At 72.6% G+C, this 18,225-nt stretch carries 12 protein-coding genes and 1 pseudogene; 4 read left to right on the top strand and 9 right to left on the bottom strand.

Translation table 11 applies throughout. The annotated features are described in order from the left end of the window. The first annotated feature begins 92 nt into the window (after positions 1–92). Complete coding sequence (locus ABZ312_RS31565; protein WP_500329056.1) at positions 93–1,748, top strand: FAD-dependent monooxygenase; 1,656 nt, start codon at positions 93–95, stop codon at positions 1,746–1,748. Positions 1,749–1,902: 154 nt separating this feature from the next. On the opposite strand, the gene rny is transcribed toward ABZ312_RS31565, so the two are convergent. The 5 genes and pseudogenes from rny to ABZ312_RS31540 all read right to left on the bottom strand — a co-directional run bounded on the left by rny (position 1,903) and on the right by ABZ312_RS31540 (position 6,945). Continuing rightward, on the bottom strand, positions 1,903–3,390 hold the full coding sequence (gene rny / locus ABZ312_RS31560; protein ID WP_500439251.1) for a ribonuclease Y: 1,488 nt from the start codon (positions 3,388–3,390) through the stop codon (positions 1,903–1,905). A gap of 93 nt (positions 3,391–3,483) precedes the next feature. After that, a pseudogene (gene recX / locus ABZ312_RS31555) lies at positions 3,484–4,185 on the bottom strand (recombination regulator RecX); the annotation flags it as partial. Then, positions 4,083–5,219, bottom strand: coding sequence for a recombinase RecA (recA, locus tag ABZ312_RS31550; RefSeq protein WP_500329058.1), 1,137 nt, complete (start codon positions 5,217–5,219; stop codon positions 4,083–4,085). The gene recA and the pseudogene recX, both read right to left, overlap by 103 nt. A gap of 247 nt (positions 5,220–5,466) precedes the next feature. Beyond that, the gene (locus tag ABZ312_RS31545) at positions 5,467–6,729 is read right to left on the bottom strand and encodes an AI-2E family transporter (RefSeq protein WP_500329059.1); all 1,263 of its coding nucleotides are present in this window, start codon (positions 6,727–6,729) and stop codon (positions 5,467–5,469) included. Between the two features lie 21 nt (positions 6,730–6,750). Continuing rightward, positions 6,751–6,945, bottom strand: a complete 195-nt coding sequence (locus ABZ312_RS31540; RefSeq protein ID WP_499514387.1) for a DUF3046 domain-containing protein — start codon at positions 6,943–6,945, stop codon at positions 6,751–6,753. Between the two features lie 339 nt (positions 6,946–7,284). Between ABZ312_RS31540 and ABZ312_RS31535 the strand changes: the two genes are divergently transcribed. From ABZ312_RS31535 to ABZ312_RS31525, 3 genes are all read left to right on the top strand, one after another. Next, positions 7,285–7,866 carry a TMEM165/GDT1 family protein gene (locus ABZ312_RS31535; RefSeq protein ID WP_499514386.1) on the top strand — a complete coding sequence of 194 codons (582 nt, stop codon included), beginning with the start codon at positions 7,285–7,287 and terminating at the stop codon, positions 7,864–7,866. Between the two features lie 190 nt (positions 7,867–8,056). After that, positions 8,057–9,277, top strand: a complete 1,221-nt coding sequence (locus ABZ312_RS31530; RefSeq protein ID WP_500360881.1) for a PP2C family protein-serine/threonine phosphatase — start codon at positions 8,057–8,059, stop codon at positions 9,275–9,277. A 92-nt stretch (positions 9,278–9,369) separates the two neighbouring features. Beyond that, on the top strand, positions 9,370–11,676 hold the full coding sequence (locus ABZ312_RS31525; RefSeq protein ID WP_500329061.1) for a SpoIIE family protein phosphatase: 2,307 nt from the start codon (positions 9,370–9,372) through the stop codon (positions 11,674–11,676). On the opposite strand, the gene ABZ312_RS31520 is transcribed toward ABZ312_RS31525, so the two are convergent. From ABZ312_RS31520 to ABZ312_RS31505, 4 genes are all read right to left on the bottom strand, one after another. Continuing rightward, positions 11,677–12,288, bottom strand: a complete 612-nt coding sequence (locus tag ABZ312_RS31520; protein ID WP_500329062.1) for an HdeD family acid-resistance protein — start codon at positions 12,286–12,288, stop codon at positions 11,677–11,679. It abuts the gene before it with no gap. A 61-nt stretch (positions 12,289–12,349) separates the two neighbouring features. Then, positions 12,350–12,769: an SHOCT domain-containing protein gene (locus ABZ312_RS31515; protein WP_500360165.1), complete on the bottom strand. Its 420-nt coding sequence runs from the start codon at positions 12,767–12,769 to the stop codon at positions 12,350–12,352. 94 nt (positions 12,770–12,863) lie between these two features. Next, positions 12,864–15,341 carry an ATP-dependent Clp protease ATP-binding subunit gene (locus tag ABZ312_RS31510; RefSeq protein WP_500360164.1) on the bottom strand — a complete coding sequence of 826 codons (2,478 nt, stop codon included), beginning with the start codon at positions 15,339–15,341 and terminating at the stop codon, positions 12,864–12,866. Between the two features lie 145 nt (positions 15,342–15,486). Next, complete coding sequence (locus ABZ312_RS31505) at positions 15,487–18,111, bottom strand: Pls/PosA family non-ribosomal peptide synthetase (protein ID WP_500439250.1); 2,625 nt, start codon at positions 18,109–18,111, stop codon at positions 15,487–15,489. Between the last annotated feature and the right edge of the window lie 114 nt (positions 18,112–18,225).

Here is an 18,225-nt window from a genome sequence, read left to right as displayed (position 1 = left end):
GCACCACCGCGCGACAGGTGTGGTCACTTGACGCACGCACGCGCAGTAGGTTGCATACGCAATGTGACTGCACAACTTCCCGGGACCGCACCGTGGACCCGGTGATCATCGCGGGGGCGGGTCCGGTCGGGCTCGCCCTCGCGCTCTGCCTGGCCCGGCACGACGTGCCGAGCATCGTCCTCGACGAGCACGACCACCCGCCCGCCCTCTCCGCGGAACGCACGGCCGTACTGAGCCCGGAGACCGCCGGGCTGCTGGTCCGGCTCGGCCACCGACGGCTCTACGAGTCCGGCGCCACCTGGGAGGCGTGGCGGACGCTGCGCCGACGGCAGGAGACCGTCCGGGTGGAGTTCGGCGACCGCGCGTCCGGCGGGCAGGGGCCCTCCCCGCTGCACATCGGGCAGGAGCGCCTGGAGCACGGGTTGCGCGGGGCCCTCGCCGAGCAGGCGCTGGTGCGGATCGTCCCGGGGGCGCGCGTCGACTCCGTCGAGCAGGACGACCGCGGTGTCAGCGTCCGCACCAAGGGTGCCAACGCCACCTGGTGGCGCGGGAGTTACCTGATCGGCTGCGACGGCCCGCGGTCCACCGTGCGCAAGCTGCTGGGCGTGCGCTTCCCCGGCCGCACGGCCGTCGACCGGCACGCCGTCGCCGCACTGCGGGTCGCGCTGCCCGACGAGGGCGTGGCGCTGCTGCACCGTGAGCCGCCGGGGCCCGGCGCGGGACCGGAGGTGACGGCCCGTCCGCTGCCGGACGGGGTGTGGCGGCTGGACTGGCTGCTGCCCGCGCGCGGTGAGCCGCTCACCTCCGACGAGCTCGTCTCGCGGATCCGCGGCACCCTCTCGGCCTGGTGCGGAAGCGTTCCGTCGTACGAGCTGCTGGGCTCCGCCGAGTACCCGGTGCACCAGCGGCTGGCCCGGCGCTGGCGCGCCGGACGCGTCTTCCTGGCCGGGGACGCGGCGCACCTCATGGGCGCGCTGGGCGCGCAGGGGCTGGAGGAGGGCCTGCGCGACGCCGACAACCTCGCCTGGAAGCTCTCCCTGGCCTGGCACCACGGCGCCTCGGACACGCTGCTCGACAGCTACCAGGCCGAGCGGCGCGGCGCGGTGGGCGCCCGGCTGCGGGCCACCGACCAGGTGCTGCCGCTGCTGCGGGCCAGCGGTGTCTGGCACACGGTGCGACGCTCCGTGCTCTCCGGCTCCGCCCGGCGGTACGCCGAACTGCTCACCGACGGCCACCTCGGCCGGGGCCCGCTCGGCGCGCCGCCGGTCTACGCCCGCTCGCCGCTCGCGCTGCCCGCTCCCCGCGGGGCGGGCGCCGCGGCCTCGGCCTCCTCGGCTGCCGCGCCGTCGCCGCTGCTGGGGTCCTGTGCCACTCCCCCGGGCGGTGCGGTCGTCGACGTCCCGGTCACGGCGCTCGACGGCTCCGGAGCGCGCCTGTACGAGCGCCTCGGGCGTGACCTGCTGGTCGTCCTCGTCGCGCCGGGCACCGGTGTGTGGGAGAGCCGGCACTGGCTCACCGCGGGCCTGATGCCTCGGCTGGCCAAGGCGGTGGCGGCCCTGCCCACCCGGGCGGAGCTGCTCGTCACGGAGGCGTACCCGGGGTCGACGGCGCACAGCGTGCTGCTGATCCGCCCGGACGGCCACCTGGTGACCGTGATGACCGGCTGCCGCCCGACCGAGCTGTACGCCTACGCCGACCTCGCCCGCGGCGGCCCCCCGAGCCCCGTCCAGGACCGCGTCCCCCACTGACGGGGCGGGGCGCGGGCCCGGGCCCGGGGAGGCCGGTCCCCGGCTCCGCCCGCTGGACCTCCGGCGGAGCCGGGGTGAACCGCCGGGCCGGTCCGTTCGTCCGGGCCGATCCGGTCCGGGCCGATCCGGTCCGGGCCGATCCGGTCCGGTCCGGTCAGCGGGCGAACTCGGTGGCGCGGGACTCACGGACGACGGTGATGCGGATCTGGCCGGGGTAGGTGAGCTCCTCCTCGATCTGCTTGGCCACGTCACGGGCGATGACCTGCGCCTGGATGTCGTCCACGTCCTCCGGGCGCACCATGACCCGGACCTCGCGTCCGGCCTGCATGGCGAAGACCTTGGCGACGCCCGTGTGCGCGGCGGCGATCTGCTCCAGTCGCTTGAGCCGGCGGACGTAGCTCTCCAGGGACTCGCGCCGCGCGCCGGGACGGCCCCCGGAGATGCCGTCGGCGGCCTGGGTGAGGACGGCCTCGACGGTGCGGGGGTCGACCTCGTTGTGGTGGGCCTCGATGGAGTGGACGACGTCCTCGGACTCGCCGTGCCGCCGCGCCAGGTCCGCGCCGATGAGGGCGTGGCTGCCCTCGACCTCGTGGGTGAGGGCCTTGCCGATGTCGTGCAGCAGCGTGCCGCGCTTCGTCACGGCCGGGTCGATGCCGAGTTCGGCGGCCATCATGCCCGCGATGTGCGCGGACTCCAGGAGGTGGCCGAGCACGTTCTGGCCGTAGGAGGTGCGGTAGCGCAGCCGCCCGAGCAGCGTGACCAGTTCGGGGTGCATGTCGGTGATGCCGATCTCGGTGAGCGCGTCCTCGCCGTGGCGCACGCAGAGCTGCTCGACCTCGGCCTGCTTGCGCTCGTAGACCTCCTCGATGCGGTGCGGGTGGATGCGGCCGTCGGTGACGAGCGCGTCGAGGGTGAGCCGGGCGACCTCGCGGCGCACCGGGTCGAAGCAGGACAGCAGCACCGCCTCGGGGGTGTCGTCGATGATGAGGTTGACCCCGGTGACGGCCTCGAAGGCACGGATGTTGCGACCCTCGCGGCCGATGATCCGGCCCTTCATCTCGTCGCCCGGCAGTTGGAGCACCGAGACCACGGACTCGGCGGTCTGCTCGGTGGCCACGCGCTGGATGGCCCCGGCCACGATCCGCCGGGCGCGTTCCTCGCCGCGGTCGCGGGCCGCGCGCTCGATGTCGCGGGCGATCACCGCCGCCTCACGCTTGGCCTGTTGCTCGGCGGAGCGCACGAGGTCGGCACGGGCCTCGGTTGCGGTGTAAGCGGCGACGCGCTCCAGGACGTCGCGCCGCTCCTCCTCCAGCCGGTTGAGCTCGGCACGGCGGCGCTCCAGCTCCTCGCGTTCCTCGGCCAGTTCACGGCGACGCCGGTGCAGTTGCTCCGACTCGGCGTCGATGCGGGCCTCCCGGTCGGCGAGCCGCTGCTCACGCCGCTCCAAGTCGGCCCGGATCTCGCGGACTTCCTCCTTGGCGGTGGCCCGGATCTCCCGGGCCTCACGCTCGGCCGCCGCCCTGAGCTGTTCGCGTTCCGCGCGGAGCCGTCGGAGCAGCACCCCCGCGGTGACCGCGACGACCACGGTGACGGCCACGGCCACGGCCGTGAACACGGATTCGGTCCCCAGCGCGATGCCCATGGCACCAACTCCCGTATCTCTGAGGATGCGATCCCTCACCGGTTGTGAGGCTAAGTCGACTCAGAGGAACGGTCAAGGAACCTCAACGGAGGTTCAGTCGGGCAGGTAGTGCTCCAGCGACTCCGGGTCCTCACCCTCCTCCTCCAGAGCACGGCGGACCACCCTCAGGGCGAGCCCTTCCGCATACCCCTTGCGGGCGAGCATCCCGGCGAGCCGGCGGATCCGCTTCTCCTTCTCCAGGCCGCGGGTGGCCCGGAGCTTGCGGTCGACGAGGGCGCGGGCGGTCTCCTCCTCCTGCCCCGCGTCGAGCCGCCCCACGGCCTGGCCGATCGCCTCGGCGTCCACCCCCCGGGTGCGCAGCTCCTGGGCCAGGGCACGCCGGGCGAGGCCCCGGCCGTGGTGCCGGGACTCCACCCAGGCGTTGGCGAACGCCTGGTCGTCAATGAGCCCGACGTCCTCGAACCGCTCCAGCACGTGCTCCGCCGCGTCCTCCGGGATGTCCCGGCGGCGCATGGCGTCGGCGAGCTGCTTGCGGGTGCGCGGGGTCCCGGTGAGCAGGCGCAGGCAGAGCGCCCGCGCCTGCTCCACGGGGTCGAGCGGGCGCTCTTGCTCCGCCCTGGGCCCCTCCTGCCCTACGGCGGGCGAGGAGGGAGAGAAAGAGCCGCCACGATCCTTGTGCCCGGATACCACCGTCAGGCCTTGGCGGCCGCGGCCTTGGTCGCCTTGACGGCCTTGGGCGCCGGGACCGTCGCGCCGGCGTCCGCCTTCGCCGGGTCGGCCACCGCCGCGGGAGCGGCCGCGTCCTCACCGGGCTGCTCGCCCGAGGCCTCGGGCCGGACGCCGATGCCGAGCTTCTCCTTGATCTTCTTCTCGATCTCGTCGGCGAGGTCGGGGTTGTCGCGCAGGAAGTTGCGCGCGTTCTCCTTGCCCTGGCCGAGCTGGTCGCCCTCGTAGGTGTACCAGGCACCGGACTTGCGGATGAAGCCGTGGTCCACGCCCATGTCGATCAGGCCGCCCTCGCGGCTGATGCCCTGGCCGTAGAGGATGTCGAACTCGGCCTGCTTGAAGGGCGGCGCGACCTTGTTCTTGACGACCTTGACGCGGGTGCGGTTGCCGACCGCGTCGGTGCCGTCCTTGAGGGTCTCGATGCGGCGGATGTCCAGCCGCACGGAGGCGTAGAACTTCAGCGCGCGGCCACCGGTGGTGGTCTCCGGCGAGCCGAACATCACGCCGACCTTCTCGCGGAGCTGGTTGATGAAGATCGCGGTGGTCTTGGACTGGCTGAGCGCGCCGGTGATCTTGCGCAGCGCCTGGCTCATCAGACGGGCCTGCAGACCCACGTGCGAGTCACCCATCTCGCCCTCGATCTCGGCCCGCGGCACGAGGGCCGCCACGGAGTCGATCACGATGAGGTCCAGCGCGCCGGAACGGATCAGCATGTCGGTGATCTCGAGGGCCTGCTCACCGTTGTCCGGCTGGGACAGCAGCAGGGAGTCCACGTCCACACCGAGGCGCTTGGCGTAGTCGGGGTCGAGGGCGTGCTCGGCGTCCACGAAGGCGACCTTGCCGCCGGCCCGCTGGGCGTTGGCCACCGCGTGCAGGGTCAGGGTCGTCTTGCCGGAGGACTCCGGGCCGTAGACCTCCACCACGCGGCCGCGCGGGAGACCGCCGACGCCGAGGGCGACGTCCAGGGCGGTGGATCCCGTCGAGATGACCTCGATGGGCTCGTTCGGCCGGTCGCCGAGACGCATGACGGCGCCCTTGCCGAACTGCCGTTCAATCTGTGCGAGCGCGGCGTCGAGCGCCTTCTCGCGGTCGGTTCCTGCCATGGGTTCCACCCTGGGTGTCTGAGTCGTTCGCTTCACGTCCATGACGCTACTGCCTGCCACTGACAACGCGTCCCGACGCCGCCCCCGGCCTGTGGACAACCCACGGGAGTCCGTGAAAACCCTTGGGAAACCGGGTCCGGGACATCCATGAGAATGGATGTTCGATTTTCGTGTCAAGCGACTCCCGGACCTCGGCCGCCCCCGCCGCCCGCCCCGTCCGCCCCGTTCCGGCCGTCCCGCCGGTCCCTCACGCCCCCGCGGGCCCCTCCGGTCCGTCGCCCGGCCCGTCACCGCCCGGACCGGTGCCCTGCCCGTCGCCCGGGCCGCTCCCCCGGCCGGTCCGGCGCGACCGGAACCGGAACAGCGGCCGCCGCTGCGGCCCGTGCGCCCGCGGGTCCGTGACGGCGTACCGCTTCACGTACGCCCCGAGGAAGCCCTGCAGCGTCGCCGTCGCCGGGATCGCCACCAGCGCGCCCACCGCCCCCAGCAGCGCCGTGCCGGCGATCACCGACCCGAAGGCCACCGCGGGGTGGATGTCGACGGTGCGCGCGGTGATCCGCGGCTGCAGCACGTAGTTCTCGAACTGCTGGTAGACCACGACGAAGCCGAGCACCCACACCGCGTCCCACGGGTCCTGCGTGAACGCGATCAGCATCGGCAGCGCCCCCGCCAGGTACGTGCCGACCGTCGGCACGAACTGCGAGACCACGCCGACCCAGACCGCCAGCGCCGGCGCGTACGGCACCCCGATGACCACGAACAGCACGTAGTGGGAGACGGCCGAGATCAGCGCCATCAGCGCCCGCGAGTACAGGTAGCCGCCGGTCTTGGCCACCGCGATCTCCCAGGCCCGCAGCACCTCGGCCTGCCGGGCGGGCGGCAGCACCGAGCACACGGCACGGCGCATCCGGGGCCCGTCGGCGGCGAAGTAGAAGGTGAACAGGCTGATCGTCAGCACCTGGAAGACCCCGCCGAGGACCGTCGCCGACAGCCCCCACACGTTGCCCGCCTGCCGCTGCACGTAGGTGCGCAGCCAGTCGGAGTGCAGCACGTTCTCCTGCACCTTGCCGACGGACAGGTCGGTGCCGAAGGTGTGGTTGACCCACACGACCACGTCGTCGACGTACTCCGGCAGATTTCGCCCGATCGAGGTGATCTGGTCCACCAGCAGGGAACCGAGCAGCACCACGAAGATCCCGCCCGCGGCGAGCACGACCAGGAACACCAGCCCGGTCGCCCACCCCCTGCGCATGCCGCGCGCGGCCATCCAGTCCACCGCCGGCTCGATCGCCAGGGCGCCGAAAAAGGCCAGCAGGATGTTCACCAGCAACCCGATGACCTGGTGGAACGCCCAGTTCGCCAGTTGGAAGGCGGCCAGCAGCGCGATCGCCAGCAGCATCGCCTTCGGCAGCCACCGCGGCATCGCGGAACCCCCCGCGCCCTCCCCGGGCTCCCCCGGCGTCCGCGGACCCGCGGCCGCCCCGGCTATCGTCTCGTCGCTTCCCGCCACGACCCCAGTCCCACCCCGTGATCAGCGGCGCGAGGCCGGAACGTCGACGGCCGCGCAGACCGCCCGCCACACGTCCTTGGTCTCCCAGCCCTCGTCCAGTGCCTGGTGCACGGTCCGGCCGCCGAGCTCGGACATCACGTGGTCGCGCGCGAAGGAATCGGCGTACGTCTCGCCGAAGTGCGTGCGCATCCGTTCCCAGAACACCGTCAGCTTCATGCGGCCAGTATCCCGCGCCGCCGACCGAACGGGCGGGCGTCGCACAAGGGCGCGCACGTCCGCCGCCGGGCCGGCGGGGACGATCCGCGCGTTGGGTACACTGGGCCGCAGCGAAGGGGAGTAGTCCCGCAATACCGGCTGGTCGACACACTGGACGTCCTGGACGTCCCGGCCACCGGGCCGCCGCACCGGGTGCGGGGGTGGACGAGACCTTCGGCCAAGGCAAGACGTGGTCCGCACCGACGTGCGGGCCGCACCGTCGTGCCGGGCCGTTGGCGCTTCCCGTCGCCCCCTGGGTGCCGTCGAGTCCGCGGTCCGGCCCCAGCAGAAAGCACCGGAATGACCTTCGACCCCCTGGCGCTCGTCACCGCCTTCGGGCTGATCTTCCTCGCCGAGCTCCCGGACAAGACGATGTTCGCCTCACTGGCGATGGGCACGCGCATGCGCCCGCTGTACGTCTGGTTCGGCACCTCGACCGCCTTCATCGTGCACGTGGCCATCGCGGTGGGCGCCGGCAGCCTGATCAGCATGCTGCCGAACATGGCCGTGAAGCTGGTCTCCGCCGCCTTGTTCGCCTTCGGCGCCGTGATGCTTCTGCGGAGCGGGGGCGACGACGACCACGACGAGGCCGGCAGGACCGTGACCGGTTTCTGGCCGGTGTACTCCACCGCCTTCATGGCCGTCTTCATCGGCGAGTGGGGCGACCTCACGCAGATCACCACCGCCAACCTCGCCGCCACCAACGGCTGGCTGCCCACAGCCGTCGGCTCGGCCGCGGCCCTGATGTCGGTTTCCGCCCTGGCCCTGGTGGTGGGCCGGTTCATCGCCAAGAAGGTGCCGCTGAAGACCGTCCAGCGCATCGGCGGCGCCTGCATGGCGGGCCTGGCCGTCTGGACCCTGGTCGAGGCGTTCACAGGCTGACGGTCCCCGGCCTCCGGGGAGGGCGCACCGCCGCCCTCCCTCGCTCCGTCCGCTTTTTCCGAATGCTGCCATTAAGCGGTGCGATGACCGGAGATGTTTGCCGGGCGTACATTCGGTGTATGGGAGCGCCAGCGGTGGAGGACGACCTTCGCGCCGCGGCCCCCGGCCCCGTCAGGGACCCGGAGCCGCGATGAAGGGCAGTCTCACGCACCGCCTGTGGCGGCTGCCCGGGCGGCGGGCGGCCGCGCCGGGCTCAGGGCCCGGCCCCTCCTGGGTGACGCAGGTGACCCAGGGCCACGGGCCACTGGCGCTGGCCCTGTTCATGATCGGCGCGATCGTCGTCACCGGCTTCGTACTGCCGCCCACCGAGCACCTGGCCTCGCTGATGGTGGTGGTCCCCGCCACCACGGCCGTGCTGGCGGGACCGGGGACGACGACCTTGAGCGCCGCCCTGTCCTGCGTCGCCGCCTTCGTGCTGGACGTCCACGACAACCTGCTGGGCACCTCCATCCCCGCCGTCCACCAGCTGGAGATCCTCCTCGTCTCGGCCTTCGTCATCGCCTCCCGCAGCATCCGGGACCGCAGCGTCCGGGAGCTGATGGAGGTGCGGATCGTGTCCGACACCATCCAGCGCGTCCTGCTGCGCCCGCTGCCCCCGCGCATCGGGCCGTTGCTCGTGCGGGCCACGTACCACGCCTCCCATCCGTACGCGCAGATCGGCGGGGACCTGTACGCGGTGGCCCGGAGCGCGGCGGGGGTCCGTTTCCTGATCGGGGACGTCAAGGGCAAGGGGCTGCCGGCGGTCGAGGACGCGGAGGCCCTGCTCGGGGCGTTCCGGGGGGCCGCCCGCAGGTTCGGCTCGCTCCCGGAGCTGGTGGCCGACCTGGAGCACGCGGTGCGCGGCCACTTCGAGGAGACCGGCCGCACCGACAGCGACGCCGTGGAACGGTTCATCACCGCGCTGGTCCTGGAGGTCCCCGACGGCTGCGCCGAGATCCACATGGTCACCTGCGGGCACCCCCCGCCCTACATGGCGCAGCGGTCCGACACCCTGCTGCTGGCCCCGGCCGTGCCCTCTCCCCCGCTCGGCCTGGGGAGCCTGAACGCCGAGGACTACGTCGTCGACACCTTCCCCTTCGGCCGTGAGGCGACGCTGCTGCTCTACACCGACGGCGCCATCGAGGCCCGCAACGACGACGGCCAGTTCTACGACCTGGGCGCCCACGTGGCCGACTGGCCGGGCTCCCGTCCGGAGGAACTGCTCCAGCACGTGCTCGACGGGCTCTCCCTGCACGTGGGCGGCGGCGCCATCACGCTCGACGACGACATCGCCATGATCGCGGTGCAGTACCGCGACGGGTTCCCCTCGCCCTCCCCCGCACCGTCCGACGAGCGGCTCCTCACCTCCTGACACGGTCGCGGCGGCGGACCCTCCGCCGGGGGGAAACGCCAGGGTGCGGGGGCTGGTGGGGTGGGAGAGGGTGAGGTGGGAGGTGCGTGCGGATGGCGGGTGGCGGTGACGTGCTCCTGCTCGTCGACGAGGACGGGCGGGTGGCCGAGTGGCGGCCCAAGGCCGAGGAGCTGTTCGGCCTGCCCGCCGACCGGGCCGTGGGACGGCCCGTCGCCGACCTCGTCCGCGCGCCCGGATCAGCCCTGGGCCAGAGCGAGCTGCTGGTCAGGCCGCTCCTGCGCGGTGCCTGCGTGATGTGGGAGGTGCGCGCGGGCGGCGACGCCCTCGGGGTGCGGGACATGGCGCTGCTGAAGGTGATGTTCTCGCAGGCCCCGGTGGGTCTGCACGTCCTCGACGACCAGTTGCGCCTGGTGCGGATGAACAGCGCGACGCGGGCGCTGCACGATGCCGCGCTCAGCCCCGGGCGGCACTTCAGCGAGGTGTTCCAGCTGGACGACCCGGTGACGGAGGAGGAGGTCGCCCGGCGGGTGCTGGAGACCGGCGAGCCGGTGGTGAACCGCCTGGTGCGCGGCGCACTGGGCGAGGGCCGGCCGCACCGGCGCATGTACCTCACGTCCGTCTTCCGTCTGGAGGGCCCGCATGGCGAGGTGCTGGGGCTGGTGGCCGCGGCCTCCGACGTCACCGAGCGGCAGACGAGCCGCCGGCGGATGGCCGTCCTGGACGCGGTGCGCGAGCGGGTGGGGCAGCGGCTGGACGTCGTCGCGGTCTGCGAGGAGCTCGCGGAGACGGTGGTCCCGGCGTTCGCCGGGATCGTGGTGGTGGAGGTGGTGGAGGACGTCGTGCGCGGCGAGGTGCCGCCGCTGGTCCCCGTCGACCGCGACGTGCCGCTGCGCAGGGCCGCCTACCGCGGGAAGATCTCGGCGTACCCCGTGGGGGACGTCCGGCACCTGCCCTACGGCACCCCGTTCGCCCGCGTGCTGGCCGATCTGCAGCCGCGGCTCATCCACGTGGACGAGAACAGCATGTGGCTGGCGGCGGACCCCGCCCGGGCCGACGCGATCCGCCGGCAGAACGTGCACTCGCTGATCGTGGCGCCGCTGGCGGTGCGCGGTGAGGCGCTGGGCCTGGTCAGCTTCTACCGGCACGAGGACGAGGACCTCTTCGACGAGGAGGACGTCAGGCTGGCGCTGGACGTGTGCACCCACGCGGCGCTGTGCATCGAGAACGCCCGGCGCTTCACCCGCGAGCGCACCATCGCCGCGACCGTGCAGCGCCGGCTGCTGCCGCAGCGGCCGGCGCCGCGGATCGCGCTGGAGACGTCCCACCTCCACCTGCCGGGCGTGGAGGGCGGAGGGGCGTGGTTCGACGTGATCCCGCTGCCCGGGGCACGGACGGCGCTGGTCGCCGGTGACGTCAAGGGGCGGGGCGTCGAGGCCGCCACCACCATGGGGCAGTTGCGTACGGTGATCCACTCCCTGGCCGCGCTCGACCTGCAGCCCGAGGAACTGCTGGCCCGGCTGAGCGACACGGCGACCCGGCTGGCCGAGGAGCGGGCGGCGCTGCCGGCCGGGGACCCCCTGCACCGCGAGCCGCTGACCGCGGAGTGCGTCATCGCCGTCTACGACCCGCTCGACCTCACCTGCACGATCGCCCTCGCGGGCCACCCGCAGCCGATCGCCGTCTTCCCCGACGGCGCGATCGAGTCGCTGTCCGTCTCTGCCGGTCCGCTGCTGGCGGAGACGAGCAACACCCCTTTCTCCGCCGCCACGGTCGCGCTCCCCGAGCACACCACCCTGCTGTTCGGCACCTCCCCGCTGACGGACCTGCTCCACCCGGGCTCGGGAACGCTGCACGGCCTGCTGGAGCGGTACGGCCGGGGCCCGCTGCAGGAGCTGAGCGACGCCTTCGCGTACGCCATCAGGAACGGCAGCCAGCCCGGGGACCTGCTCATGCTGTTCGCCCGCACCCGGGGGTTCCCCGGCGACCGGGTGCTGACCTGCCCGCTGCCCAGCGACGCGGAGGCGGCGCCCATCGCGCGGTCGTTGGCGCGGCGCCGGCTGGCGCAGTGGGGGGTCGACGAGGAGACGGCCTTCACCACGGAGCTGATCGTCAGCGAACTGGTCGGCAACGCGGTGCGGTACGGGGCCCCTCCCCTGCAACTGCGGCTCGTGCTGGACGCCACGCTGACCTGCGAGGTCAGCGACGCGGGAGCCAGCGCGCCTCACTTGAAGCACGCCCGCACCCTGGACGAGAGCGGGCGCGGCCTGTTCATCGTCTCCCGCTGCGCCGACCAGTGGGGCACCCGCTACCACGGCGAGGGCAAGACCATCTGGGCCGAACAGTCCCTGCAGACCCCGGTCCCGCCCCTACGGGCCGCCTACGACGGCGCGGGGCCCTGATCACACGTGCGGAGGTGCGGGCGCCGACCGTTTCGCGAGGGAGCGCAAGGCGAGCGCCGCCGCCACCTCGGCCAGGCCGAGCAGCACGAGCCACAGCCCGACCAGCCGGGCCAGTGCGACCGCCGACTGCACGGGGAAGGCGAGCACGACGATCCCCGCGACGACGCCGAGCGCGGCCACGGCGAAGGCCATGCCCCGGTGCGGCATGTCCCGTCCCGCGACGGCGATGAAGCCCACGAGCAGGCCGGACACCAGCCAGTAGGCGCCGAGGACGAGGGAGAGCACGGCGGCGGTCTGCAGCGGGTGCCGCAGGCACAGCACCCCCGCGAGCACGGCGACCACCGCGACGATCACCGCCGTCACCCTGCTGCCGCCGTCCCGGCGGGAGAACGCCGTGACGAAGTGGAAGACCCCCGTGACCAGCAGGTACAGGCCGATGACGACCGCCAGCACGTGCAGCGTCTCGTCCGGCCAGACGAGCACGGTCACCCCCGCCACGAGCGTCGCGAGGCCGAAGCCCAGGGACCATCCCCAGGAGCCCCCCAGCTTGCCGAGCACCTCGTCGGGGTCGGCCGGCCCTTGCGTCGTGGCGTGTCCGTACGGTGCGTTCATCGTGTCTCCCGGCGGTGCCCGCGGCGGCGGACGCCGCCGCGGGACGAAGGGCTGGGACGGCTCAGTGCAGGACCTTCTCCTTGAAGCGCTGGAACTCCTCCTCGGTCAGGTCGCCCCTGGCCTTGAGCTCCGAGAGCTTGGCGAGCGCGTCGACCCCGCCCGTCGCCGTGCCGGCGCCGCCCGCGGTCTCGCGGATGTAGTCGTCGAACGCCTTCTGGCGGGTGCGCGCCTGCTCCGCCTCGCGCTTGCCCATGCCCGAGCCGCGGAAGAGGAGGTAGGCGAGGATCCCGATGAAGGGGAGGACGAGCACGAAGAGCAGCCAGGCCGCCTTGGCCCATCCGTTCATGGTGTCGTCGCGGAAGACGTCCATCACGACGCGGACGATGAGGAAGATCCAGATCACCCACAGGAAGATCCACATCATCGTCCAGAACGCGCCCAGGACCGGGTAGTCGTAGGCCAGGTACATGTGACCGGTCATTTCCGTCTCCTCCTGGCGCCCGCCCCGTGCGGTTCCGGGGAGGGCGCGGGCCCGTGGCGGATGCCCGCCCGTGAAGCTGCGCGGTGGGCCGGGGTCAACCGTCTGACGCCGCCGCCTCCTTGGCCGGCTCCCGCGGTTCGCCCTCCTTGAGGCCGAGGGACAGCTGCCCGTCCTTGACGTCGGCGACGACCGTGTCCCCGGGGTTGATGGTGCCGTCGAGCAGCATGTTGGAGAGCCTGTTGTCGAGTTCGGTCTGGATGGTGCGGCGCAACGGCCGCGCCCCGAACTCCGGTTGGTAGCCCCGGTCGGCCAGCCACTCCTTGGCGGCCTGGGTGACCTCGAGGCCGACCTGCTGGGCGTGGAGCCTGCGGCGGCTGCGCTCCAGCAGGAGGTCGACGATCTGCACGAGGTCCGACCGGGTCAGCGCGTGGAAGACGATGATCTCGTCGATGCGGTTGAGGAACTCGGGCCGGAAATGCGCCTGGAGCTCGGCCATCAGGTCGTCCCTGATGTCGTCGACGGCCCCTTCGTGGTCGAGGATGTGCTTGGAGGCGATGTTGCTGGTCATGATGACCACGGTGTTCCGGAAGTCCACCGTGCGGCCCTGGGCGTCGGTGAGGCGCCCGTCGTCCAGCACCTGCAGCAGCAGGTTGAAGACGTCCGGGTGGGCCTTCTCGACCTCGTCGAACAGCACGACGCTGTACGGCTTGCGGCGCACCGCCTCGGTGAGCTGCCCGGCCTCCTCGTACCCGACGTAGCCGGGCGGGGAGCCGACGAGCCGGGAGACGGTGTGCTTCTCCTGGAACTCGCTCATGTCGAAGCGGATCATGCGTTCGGGGTCGCCGAAGAGGAGCTCGGCGAGCGCCTTGGCGAGTTCCGTCTTGCCGACGCCGGTCGGTCCGAGGAAGAGGAAGCTGCCGGTGGGCCGGTCGGGGTCGCCCATGCCGGCGCGGCCGCGGCGCACGGCCTGGGCGACGGCGTCGACCGCCTCGTCCTGGCCGATCACCCGCCGGTGGAGGTCCTCCTCCAGCTTCATCAGCCGCTCGCGTTCGGTCTCGTTCAGCTGGGAGACGGGGATGCCGGTGCGCGCGGACAGCACCTCGGCGATGTCCTCGGCCGTGACGCCGGGGGGCTGTTCCCGTTCCGCGGTGACCGCGGCGCGTTCGTTCTCCAGCTCCCGGATCCGCTCCTTGAGGCCGCCGGCGCGTTCGAAGTCCTCGGTGCTGACGGCCTCGTCCTTCTCGCGGCGGAGCTTGGTGAGGCGCTCCTCCAGCTCGTCGGACGGGCCCGGGCCGCCCAGGGAGCGCAGGCCCACGCGGGCGCCGGCCTGGTCCATGAGGTCGATCGCCTTGTCGGGCAGGAAGCGGTCGCTGACGTACCGGTCGGACAGGGCGGCCGCGGCGTCCAGTGCCTCGTCGGTGTAACGCACCTGGTGGTGCGCCTCGTAGGAGTCGCGCAGCCCGCGCAGGATCTCGACCGTCTCGTCGACGGAGGGCTCGGGGACCATCACGGGCTGGAAGCGGCGCTCGAGGGCGGCGTCCTTCTCGATGTACCTGCGGTACTCGTCGATGGTGGTGGCGCCGACCACGCTCAGGTCGCCGCGGGCCAGGGCGGGTTTGAGGATGTTCCCCGCGTCCATGGCGCCCTCGCCGCCCGCCCCGGCGCCGACGACGGTGTGGAGTTCGTCGATGAACAGGATGACGCTGCTCTTCGCCGCGGTGACCTCGTCGATCACCTTCTTCAGGCGTTCCTCGAACTCGCCCCGGTACTTGGAGCCGGCCACGAGTCCGGCCAGGTCGAGGCCGACCACCCTGCGGTCCCGGAGCGTCCTGGGCACCTCGCCGGCCACGACGCGCTGCGCGAGGCCCTCGACGATGGCGGTCTTGCCGACGCCGGGTTCACCGATGAGCACGGGGTTGTTCTTCGTCCGCCGGGACAGCACCTCGACGGTCTGCTCGATCTCCTCGCCCCGGCCGATCACCGGGTCCAGCCGTCCGGCGCGCGCCTCCTCGGTGAGGTCCCGGCCGTACTCGTCCAGGGTCGGGGTGTCGGTCGGCGCGGACCGGGGGCCGCCGCCCTTTCCGGCCAGGGCCGTGGGATCGGCGCCCTCGGAGCGCATCTCGAGGCCGGAGCGGGGGTCGTCCGCGAGCGCGGCGAGGATGTGCTCCGGGCCGATGTAGGAGGCGCCGGAGGCCTGGGAGCGCGCATGGGCGGCGAGCAGGGCGCGTTTCGCCGCCGGGGTCAGCGCCGGCTCCCCGCTGCCGGTGCCCGAGGGCAGGATCGCGCCCACGTCCTCGGCCAGCCGGTCGGGGTCCACACCCGCCTGCTCCAGCAGCTGCCTGCCCGCAGGTACGCGGGTGGCCGCCCACAGCAGGTGCTCGGTGTCGAGGTCGGCGCCGTCGGCGGCCGCCCGGCTCGCGGCGGCCGCCAGCAGTTCGTTCGAGGAGTCGCTGAGCAGGCGCCCGATGGGGACGCGCTGGACCGCGGGCGGCGATGCCGCGGGACTCATCCCGAAGAAGCGGTTGAAGAGGTCGGAGAACGGGTCGCCGGACCCGAAGGGGGAAGTCGTCACCTTGCCCACCCGTCCGGCGGGCCCACAACGGCTGAGTGGCGCCCGCCGTAGTCGATTTGCCCGTACTCCACCAGTGTTGGCCCGATCGGACGCGCGTGCCACCGGGGGTCCCGGCCGGTCACCGGACGCGGCGCGGCGCCGCCGCTCAGCCGGTCCGGGCCGCGGTCGCGGCGTCGCGGTGCGCCGGGGGCACCGGCAGCACGTCCGGCATCTCCCGGGCGGGGTTGCCGGCCCAGTGGGCCCCCTGCGGCATCTCCTCGCCCTTCATCAGGAAGGAGTCCGGCGCGAGGACCGCCTCGTCGCCCATCGTCACCCCGTAGTGCACGAGGGCGCCGACGCCGAGCGTGCAGCCGGCCCCGAGGGCGCTGTGGTCGGACTTGAAGGTGCCGTCCTCCTGGGAGTGGCACTGGATGCGGCTGCCCTCGTTGAGGACGCACTCGTCCCCGACGGCGACCAGGGAACGCTCCGGGAAGTAGCAGCCGTCGTCGAAGACCCGCCGGCCCACCCGGACGCCGAGCCAGCGCCAGATGACGCTCTTGAAGGGCGTGCCGTTGAATACCATGATCGCCTCGCTCACGCTCGTGACCTTCCAGTACCGCTCGTGCTGCCAGAAGGGGCGTTCGTAGATCGAGCAGTACAGCGGCCGCAGCCCGCGGAAGCCGGTGGCGATGCGTTCGGACAGCACCATGTCGGCGACCGTGAAGGCGAGCGTGAGGATGTTGGCGAGCGCGATCACCGACACCCCGAGCGCGTCGTAGAGGTCCGCGGCCACCGACACCACGAGCGCCACCCAGAAGAAGAACACCCACCGCGCGAGCAGGTGCAGCGCCATGGTGGAGACGTTGTGCTTGTTCTTGGCCGCCAGGCGCCGCCGGAAGGTCTCGCCGTCCTTGAGGTGGTCGAACTTGCTGTCGCGCAGGACGGACCGCGGGATCTCGAAGCTGGGCGAGCCCAGCAGGCCGACGCCCTCCCGCACCTTCCCGTCCACCGGGACCATGACCTTGGTCGCCAGGAGGCAATTGTCCCCCGTCCTGCCCTGCGACGGGTAGGCGACGTAGTTGCCGACGAAGTTGTGCGGCCCGATGGTGACGCGCGAGACGCAGAAGGACGAACTGGAGAAGTCGGCGTTGATGATCGACAGCCCGTCGGCCACCATCGTCCCCCGGCCGACGGCGCTGAGGAACGGGTTGTCCTGCTTCATGATCGTGCCGAAGTTCGACCCGGTCTGCTCCACGTGGGAGAGCCGGTAGCCCAGGCCGCCGAGGTAGTGGACGATGGCCGAGCTGTCGCCGAACAGGGTCTTGAAGAAACGCCGGTTGGTCAGGAAGCCGATGGTCCGGTGCATCCCGTACCGGAAGCCGAACAGGGGGTAGACCGTGTCCGGCCGGACGGCGCGGTTCAGCACGCGCGGGACCGTCACCGTGAACAGCAGGCCGAGCACCACCGCGCCGAAGAACAGGGCGACCGAGGTGACCAGGGCGTCGGAGTAGAACGACCAGGTCGTCAGCGCCCTGGGGTCCGGCTCCAGGAGCGAGGCGAACTGCGGCACGGCGGCGAACAGCAGCACCGAGCCGGCGACGGCCAGCGGCACGTAGACCAGGACCGCTCCCAGCAGCTGCGAGAGGGAGTAGCCCGCCCTGCGCGCGGTGCCGCAGCGGGCCGGGCCGACGGCCCGGTAGTCGACCTCGGCGGGCTGGGCGGGGGAGCCGTGCCAGTGCTCGCCGTCGGGGACGCGCTGGCCGGCGTGGAGCGAGGAGGCGTGCCCGAGCTGGGTGCCGTCGCCCATGACCGTGTCGATGTCGATCACCGTCACCTCGCCGACCAGCACGTCCTTGCCGAGCGTAACGGGGCCGCTCCGGATCACCCCGGACTCGGCGCGGTAACAGGAGAAGAACACGTCCTTGCGGATCACCGTGTCGTCGCCGATGGTGAGCAGGTCGGTGCAGACCGGCACGCGCCGTGACAGGACGGTGACCCGGCGTCCGATCTTCGCGCCGAGTGCCCGAAGGTAGAGCGTGTACAGCGGCGACCCGTGGAAGAACACCAGCGGATCCGACCGGATGAGGGTCTTGACGCACCAGAAGCGCAGGTAGGACAGGCTCCAGATGCGGATCTGCCGGGGCCGCCACCGGCCGACGAGCACCCACTTGGCGACGATCGGGAGCACGCACACCGCGACGAAGGTCATGCTGCCGAAGGCGATCGCCCGCAGGTAGGTGTCGACCAGGCCGGAGGCTCCGGCGATCCAGTCCACGCCCTTGGTGAGGACGAGCGCGGCCCCGAAGGAGTACGCCACGAAGAAGGCCAACTGCAGCGTCGCGCACAGCACGTAGTGGGGGGTGCCGGACGGCGGGCCCACCGCCGGCCGAGGCACCGCGGCGCGCGACGGGTCGGCGCCGGTGTACCCGTTCACACCGGGCGCGGAGGGGGCGGGCGCCGCGGCGGAAGCGGCGGGGGCGGCCGGTGCGGCCTCCTCGAGGGCGGCCGCCAGGCTGCGGACGGTGGGGTGGCGGTAGATCTCCTTCATCGACACCGACGGCGCGTCCGGCCGTTTCCTCAGCCGTGCGCAGAAGTGGGCCATCACCAGGGAGTCGGCGCCCAGGTCCTCGAAGAAGTTGCTGTCGACGCGGACCTGCTCGACGTGGACGACGCCGGCCAGGGTCTCCGCGAGGATCCTTTCCGTGCCGGTCCGCGGACCGGCACGATCACCTCCGGCGGCTGAAGCTTCATCCTGGTCGCGCCGACCGGCTTCGGCTGATTTGTCCACCATGTGATCCCCTGAGGGTCTACGACCATCCGCGTCCCAGCGGCCCGCTGCCACGAGGGGTCGTGGGCGCCTGTCCGGCCGTACGGGAAGAAGTCGTCTCCTTGCAGTCTCGAACGT

It is taken from the genome of Streptomyces sp. NPDC006207, assembly GCF_040613835.1.
Lineage (GTDB): Bacteria > Actinomycetota > Actinomycetes > Streptomycetales > Streptomycetaceae > Actinacidiphila.
The sequence above is the reverse complement of the archived record's forward strand: the minus strand, read 5'-3'. Positions and strand labels throughout refer to the sequence as shown.

Bases quoted from the DNA above. Each gene is read 5' to 3' on its own strand.
- rny (WP_500439251.1), bottom strand. From the start codon at position 3,390: ATGGGCATCGCGCTGGGGACCGAATCCGTGTTCACGGCCGTGGCCGTG.
- recA (WP_500329058.1), bottom strand. From the start codon at position 5,219: ATGGCAGGAACCGACCGCGAGAAGGCGCTCGACGCCGCGCTCGCACAG.
- ABZ312_RS31540 (WP_499514387.1), bottom strand. From the start codon at position 6,945: ATGAAGCTGACGGTGTTCTGGGAACGGATGCGCACGCACTTCGGCGAG.
- ABZ312_RS31535 (WP_499514386.1), top strand. From the start codon at position 7,285: ATGACCTTCGACCCCCTGGCGCTCGTCACCGCCTTCGGGCTGATCTTC.
- ABZ312_RS31530 (WP_500360881.1), top strand. From the start codon at position 8,057: ATGAAGGGCAGTCTCACGCACCGCCTGTGGCGGCTGCCCGGGCGGCGG.
- ABZ312_RS31525 (WP_500329061.1), top strand. From the start codon at position 9,370: ATGGCGGGTGGCGGTGACGTGCTCCTGCTCGTCGACGAGGACGGGCGG.
- ABZ312_RS31520 (WP_500329062.1), bottom strand. From the start codon at position 12,288: ATGAACGCACCGTACGGACACGCCACGACGCAAGGGCCGGCCGACCCC.
- ABZ312_RS31515 (WP_500360165.1), bottom strand. From the start codon at position 12,769: ATGACCGGTCACATGTACCTGGCCTACGACTACCCGGTCCTGGGCGCG.
- ABZ312_RS31505 (WP_500439250.1), bottom strand. From the start codon at position 18,111: ATGGTGGACAAATCAGCCGAAGCCGGTCGGCGCGACCAGGATGAAGCT.